The sequence below is a fragment of the Pseudoroseicyclus aestuarii genome, assembly GCF_003217255.1.
In the GTDB taxonomy this organism is placed as follows: domain Bacteria; phylum Pseudomonadota; class Alphaproteobacteria; order Rhodobacterales; family Rhodobacteraceae; genus Pseudoroseicyclus; species Pseudoroseicyclus aestuarii.
On sequence record NZ_QJTE01000018.1, the window covers coordinates 1 to 4,635 of the forward strand.

10 protein-coding genes are annotated in these 4,635 nt (G+C 69.2%); 6 read left to right on the forward strand and 4 right to left on the reverse strand.

From position 1 onward, the window contains the following. Positions 1-130: 130 nt before the first annotated feature. From DFP88_RS16605 to DFP88_RS16620, 4 genes are read right to left on the reverse strand one after another with little or no spacing between them, the layout of a single operon-like run. Complete coding sequence (locus DFP88_RS16605; protein WP_110815809.1) at positions 131-478, reverse strand: hypothetical protein; 348 nt, start codon at positions 476-478, stop codon at positions 131-133. After that, positions 475-1,053: a DUF1937 family protein gene (locus DFP88_RS16610; RefSeq protein ID WP_110815810.1), complete on the reverse strand. Its 579-nt coding sequence runs from the start codon at positions 1,051-1,053 to the stop codon at positions 475-477. Before DFP88_RS16610 ends, DFP88_RS16605 begins: the two co-directional genes overlap by 4 nt. Next, on the reverse strand, positions 1,050-1,328 hold the full coding sequence (locus tag DFP88_RS16615) for a hypothetical protein (RefSeq protein WP_110815811.1): 279 nt from the start codon (positions 1,326-1,328) through the stop codon (positions 1,050-1,052). Before DFP88_RS16615 ends, DFP88_RS16610 begins: the two co-directional genes overlap by 4 nt. Then, the gene (locus tag DFP88_RS16620) at positions 1,328-1,840 is read right to left on the reverse strand and encodes a hypothetical protein (RefSeq protein WP_110815812.1); all 513 of its coding nucleotides are present in this window, start codon (positions 1,838-1,840) and stop codon (positions 1,328-1,330) included. The genes DFP88_RS16615 and DFP88_RS16620 overlap by 1 nt, the downstream gene beginning before the upstream one ends. 390 nt (positions 1,841-2,230) lie before the next feature. Between DFP88_RS16620 and DFP88_RS16625 the strand changes: the two genes are divergently transcribed. From DFP88_RS16625 to DFP88_RS16645, 6 genes are all read left to right on the forward strand, one after another. Next, positions 2,231-2,620 (forward strand): helix-turn-helix domain-containing protein, encoded by a 390-nt coding sequence (locus tag DFP88_RS16625; protein WP_110815813.1) that lies wholly within the window; start codon positions 2,231-2,233, stop codon positions 2,618-2,620. Between the two features lie 236 nt (positions 2,621-2,856). Further along, complete coding sequence (locus DFP88_RS16630; protein ID WP_110815814.1) at positions 2,857-3,057, forward strand: hypothetical protein; 201 nt, start codon at positions 2,857-2,859, stop codon at positions 3,055-3,057. Next, complete coding sequence (locus tag DFP88_RS16635) at positions 3,054-3,554, forward strand: hypothetical protein (RefSeq protein ID WP_110815815.1); 501 nt, start codon at positions 3,054-3,056, stop codon at positions 3,552-3,554. Before DFP88_RS16630 ends, DFP88_RS16635 begins: the two co-directional genes overlap by 4 nt. Beyond that, positions 3,551-4,240, forward strand: coding sequence for a cold-shock protein (locus DFP88_RS16640; protein WP_110815816.1), 690 nt, complete (start codon positions 3,551-3,553; stop codon positions 4,238-4,240). Before DFP88_RS16635 ends, DFP88_RS16640 begins: the two co-directional genes overlap by 4 nt. After that, entirely contained in the window at positions 4,237-4,395 is a 159-nt protein-coding gene (locus tag DFP88_RS17165) for a hypothetical protein (RefSeq protein WP_181418697.1), read from the forward strand. The genes DFP88_RS16640 and DFP88_RS17165 overlap by 4 nt, the downstream gene beginning before the upstream one ends. An 89-nt stretch (positions 4,396-4,484) precedes the next feature. Then, a partial coding sequence (locus DFP88_RS16645; RefSeq protein ID WP_245904857.1) for a GapR family DNA-binding domain-containing protein occupies positions 4,485-4,635 on the forward strand: 151 nt, incomplete at its 3' end.

A 4,635-nucleotide genomic window follows, 5' to 3' on the forward strand; every position in this document is an offset into this window, starting at 1 on the left:
AGCGCCATGGTGGAGTTGAGGTAGCGGAAGGTCTCGAACTTGAGGAAGTACTGCCCGCTCAGCCGCACGTCGCGCCCGACCGGGTACTCCGGCAGGTCCTCTTCCGTCACCGCCCGCAGCTGCGCGGCGCTCACAGCTCCGCCCCCTGCGCCTGCACCCGGCAGTGCGCGAGAGCGACGACTTCGCCCGCGTCGGCAGCGGCCAGCTGGCGCAGGATGCCGCGGCGCAGGATCTCCGGCGCCTCGAAGCCGGCGAGCGCGCAGACATCCTCGAACCCCTCGGTCTCGAACCAGACCCGCGCGCGGCGGCGCTCGACCTGGTCTGACTTGAAGGGTGAGAGCGCGGTCCGGTAGTGCTGCTCGATCACCGCGACCCAGAGGTTGCGCATGGCCTGCACATCCTGCGGCTCCGCGCGCGAGCCGGCGACGGTCGGGACAGCCTCCGCCTCGCTCTGGTCGATGGCAAAGGCCATGCTCATGGCGTTCCTCCTTCCGGCTGGTGACTGGAGACGGGATGCTGTGGGTGCGGAGCAAAGTCCGGCGCGGCGCCCTGCGGCCCTTCCGGCTCTGCAGCGATCAGGATGACGCGCGTCTGCCGGGTGACTGCGGCGCGGGCCGCGGCCCAGACGCCGGCGCTCTGCTCCCAGCCGGGCAGCGGCGGGATCAGCACGGCGTCGCAGCGCGCCAGCAGCGGCCGGCACCAGGTCGACCAGAAGTGCTCGTCCAGCGGATCGAGGGCGTCGCTCCAGGGATCGCGCTGCAGCATCGCGTCCGCCTGCACCACCGGCGAGACGGCGGTGACGCCCGTTTGGGCGAAGCGGCTGCACCAGCCTGCGGCGGCATCGGCCGCCGTGCTCGACGAGCTCGGGCACCAGCGGCCGCCGTCGTCGGTGCTTTGGAGCGCGTAGGGGGTGGCGAGATAGGCGAGGCTGCCGCGCAGCGCCTGCGCCGCGTCGATCAGCGCCACGTCCCGCTGGAGCAGTCCGCTGCCCGCATAGCGCGCGCAGAGCTGCGGCCAGTCGGGATCGGTCGGCAGGCGGTGGTGCATGCTCATGACAGCGCCTCCCGCAGATCGGCGGCTGCGGCCGTCAGCTGCGCGCCGTCGCCCTCGTGCAGAGCCAGCTCATGCGTCCCCCGCACCGGCGGCAGCACGCGCAGGCACTCGCTACGCTCCCGCAGGTGCGTGCCTGCACGCGGTGCGCAGCCCGCTTCCGAACGGTAGAAGTCGAAGAAAAAGGGACGCGGGCGGCGGGTCGCCTGCACCGCGTCCAGGCTGCGCCGGCGACGGGACCCGCCGGGACGCAGAGCAAGGGGAAGCGGGCGCCGCATCACCGGGCCCCCGCCTGAAGGTGAGCGGCCAAGCTGGCGACGGCGCCACCGTTGGTCTCGCGCAGCTTGACCAGGAGCGCGCGCTGATCCGCGATGGCCGCGCCCGCCTCGTCGTGCTCGACGATAGCGCGGTTGATGGCCTGCGGATCGCCACTCTGGATCGCGGACATGCCCGCGCTGATCGCCTCGCCGAACTCCTTGGAGCTGACGCCGATCTGCGCCAGCAGGTTGTCGGCACCGCCAGCGCCTGCCCCGCTGGGATGGAACACACCGCCGGCATGCGCGGCGAAGTGCTCGGCCAGCACCCGGGCCGCCTCGGGCGACATGCGTGCCAGCCGGTCGAGGTGATTGACGCCAATCCCGTGCGGCCGCTTGGCGCTCTTGGCGGTTGCCTCGGAGAGCGTCGAGGCGGTGAGGCCCAGCATGTCCGAGGCTGCCTCGAGGCCGCCGGCGGCGGTGTAGGCGCGCGACACGGCATCCTGAACGGAGCCGGCAGGGTGGTTGCGGCTCATTGCGAAACCCTCCGCGTTGCTTTCGCTTTTCGGGAAGACGCGCCGCCTGCATCTCTGGAGCATGAGATTAGAGCGGCGTGATATGTGGGGTGGAGAGGCATCAGGCGGCCTCCCCGCTGGCGTCAGCAGCGGGGGTCGAAGAAGGCCCAATCGCTTTGGCGTGAGCTTCAATCAGATCATCGGCAGAGAGACTGATCCCCCTGCTCTCCGCACCCCTCAGCAGGGACCTCCAGTATTTCGCTGGAATGCTACCCCGTTGGTGCCAACGATGGACCGCGCTGATCGCGAGGCATGGGTCACTCCGTCGGGCATCCAGCAAAAGATCAAGGCGGGAGGGCCAGCGGTTGAGCAAGGTAGATACGTGGTCGGTCATCATGACGACTATGTAGAATGACCAATACGGTCATTTGTCAAGCCACCAACACGGTGATTGAGACCAAATCGGTCACGATCCACGATGCCAGCATGGCGACTGAGAGACCGAATCCCTTACCCGAGGCCCTCCAGTCCGAGATGCGGCCGGAGAGAATAGGCTATCGGCTCATGTTGCTCCGCGAGGCACTGGAGCTGCGTCCAGCCGAAATTGCTGATGCACTCGGGATCGAGCGAACCTATTGGTCTCGCTTCGAAGGAGGCAAACGCCCTATCACAGATACCACTGCGGCGCTGTTGGTAGACCGCTTCGGCGTATCCCTGGACTTCCTTATCCTCGGGAGATGGGATCGACTTCCGCTCGAATTGGCGCAGAAGATGCGGGCGGTCGAGCAGAAGAATAGGTAGTCCAGGCTCTCGCCGGTTGCCTCCGCACGGACCGCCAAGGCCATCAGGCGGCGCTTCCCGCTCCAGTACATCAGCATGCCGCCCTCCTAAGAACATTAGATGAACAGTTCAATCAATGACCGCAGGATGACGCAACCTGCAAGTAGCATAAATAACCGTATTGGTCATTATTTAGTTTGACAGTGACCGATTTGGTCACTTACTCAGCCTTCATCGACCATCCGATGGAGCGTCCGATGCAACACCTTCCTCCGGCCCCCCGCGCCCTAACCGACGCCGCCACCATCGCGGCCGACCCCGGCAGCTACGCCGACCGGCCGCTGCTGGCGCAGCTGGCGCGCCTCGCGCTGATGACCGCCCGCGGCACCCCGCTGCGCCAGACCGGCGACGGCGCCGGACGCATTGCCCTGCGGGTCATCGAGGGAGGCCTCCGGTGATTGACGCTGCAGCCCCCGCGCCGGTCGAGCGCGCCGCTCTTTGCGATGCGCTCGACGCCCTTGAGCCGCAGGCTCTTGTCGAGCGGCTGCAGGCCGAGGTGCAGCGCAGCGGCGGCACATGGCAGACCGACACCAGCGACCTGCCCGCGCTGCGCATCATTGCGCTGCACGGCATCACCATCTCGGACATGAGCTACGTTGCCGCTGCCCTGCGCTGGCGCTTCGCCGCCCGCGCCGTGGCCGGCGGTTATGCAGCCCCCGCGGCTGCGACCGAACCACAGCGCCGCGCCCTGCAGCGCGCCTGGGCGCTGTCGGTGCTGCATCATCTCACGCCGGCGACGGAGACCGTCCGGAAAGGGGCTCAAGCGCTTCTGGACCGGATGATCCACCCGGGCCTGCAGACGGTTGTGCCGCCCGCCGCGGTGCCTGGCCAAACTCTCGCGCAAGCAGCCGCGGCGCTCAGTGCCGCCGCTGCAGAGGTGGAGGAGGCAGCATGATCCACGCCACCGATTTCCAGACGGACACCGCTGCTGCTGGCGAGGCACAGACGGCGGGCCCCTTCCGAGCAAGAGACAGCCGCGGCGCCGCGCCAGCCGCCCAACCTTCGGAGACAGCTGCGCCCCAGGGCGAGGAGGCCACCGTCCTGTGGTTCGACCGCGGCAAGGGCTACGGCTTCGTCGGCTTCGACCTCGGCGCCGAGGCCCTGCTGCATGCCAGCACCCTCGACTGGACCGGCCGCTCCGGTATAGCCCCCGGCACCCGCCTTACCGTCCTGCTCGCCGAGACGCCGAAAGGCACCAAGGTCAGCGAGATCCTGCACGTCGGACCGGCGCCGGCCCCCGCGCCCGTCCCGGCCGCGCTCATCGAGGAGATCGGGCAAGACGTCGATCTTGCCGCCCTGCCCGTCGAGGCCGCGCGGGTGACCTGGTACGATGCCCGGCGCGGCATCGGCTTCGCCCGCGCCTTCGGCGCCCCGGACCGTGACATCTTCCTGCACGCCTGCGTCCTACGCCTCGTCGGGCTAAACCCGCCCGCCAGGGGCGAGGCGCTGGCGCTGCATGTCATCGAGGGGCCCCGTGGCCGCATCGCCGTGGCCGCGCAGGACTGGTCGCAGGTCGACCTGCGGGCGCAGGACGCGCACGACCCGTACGCGCCCCGCACCGAGCCGGGAGAGGCATCGTGAGCCGCGCCGCCGCCCAGCATCACGACGTCGAGGACCGCCACCCACGCTTCGCGGAGGGGCGCTGGCTCGGCGTCGTGCTGATCCTCGCCATCCTCGAGCTGCTCATCGGAGCCGCCATCCTCATCTCCGCCCGTGTCTGCTGGAGCTGCCTGTGACCCTCTCGCCCGAACATCCCGAAGGCGGGGACACGCCCGCCGCTGCAGACGGCACCGAAGCCATGGTCTCGTACACAGGTCGCACCCCAATGAAGCAGACCGCCGAGGACGAGGCCGTCACCGGCAAGCTGCTGGCCGCAGCCGCACAGGAGCTGCGGCAGTTCGTCGAGCGCACCGAGCGTCTCGCAGCCGAGAAGCAGGACATCACGGACCAGATGAAGGAGGTCATGGCCGAGGCCA